We start from the raw sequence: 756 nt of genomic DNA, 5'->3' as shown, positions 1-756 counted from the left end.
ATTTTATTTCACGCGTAGTGGGTAAATTAGCCGCAGCTAAAGCTGGCGCTTTAACAACGACTTTAATTAAACTATTTATTAAGCAATATAAAGTAGATATGAGCGAAGCCCAATACCCAGATCCTGCTCATTATAAAAGCTTTAATGAATTTTTTACTCGCCCTTTAAAAGACGGCATGCGCCCAATGGTAGAAGATAGTAATATCATCATCCATCCAGTGGATGGCGCAATCAGCCAGCTAGGCGATATTGTTGACGGACAGCTAATACAAGCTAAAGGTCACGATTACAGCTTACAAGCGCTACTAGGCGGCTCACAAGATGATACAACACCATTTTTAGGCGGTAAGTTTGCCACTATTTATTTAGCACCTAAAGATTACCACCGTATTCATATGCCAATTGATGGCACACTAAGCAAAATGATTTACGTGCCAGGTGATTTATTTTCAGTAAACCCACTTACCGCGCAAAACGTGCCTAACTTGTTTGCGCGTAATGAACGAGTAGTAGCAATTTTTGAAACTGAGATTGGTCCGCTTGCAATGGTACTTGTTGGCGCAACAATTGTAGCCAGCATAGAAACTATTTGGGCCGGTACTGTCACGCCACCAGCAGGTAGCGATGTATTTAGTTGGAAATACCCAACCACTGGCGATAACGCTATCACGCTTAAAAAGGGTGAAGAAATGGGTCGCTTTAAATTAGGCTCTACTGTGGTACTAGCATGGGGTGCTGATAAAGCTGAAATACTGG

The 756-nt window shown here is 42.1% G+C and carries 1 protein-coding gene; it reads left to right on the top strand.

Translation table 11 applies throughout. From position 1 onward, the window contains the following. On the top strand, nt 1–756 hold a 756-nt coding region (asd, locus tag H5072_RS20775), incomplete at both ends, for an archaetidylserine decarboxylase (RefSeq protein ID WP_182694678.1).

The sequence above is a fragment of the Pseudoalteromonas sp. SR45-5 genome (assembly GCF_014163565.1).
In the GTDB taxonomy this organism is placed as follows: Bacteria; Pseudomonadota; Gammaproteobacteria; order Enterobacterales; family Alteromonadaceae; genus Pseudoalteromonas; species Pseudoalteromonas distincta.
The sequence above is the reverse complement of the archived record's forward strand: the minus strand, read 5'-3'. Positions and strand labels throughout refer to the sequence as shown.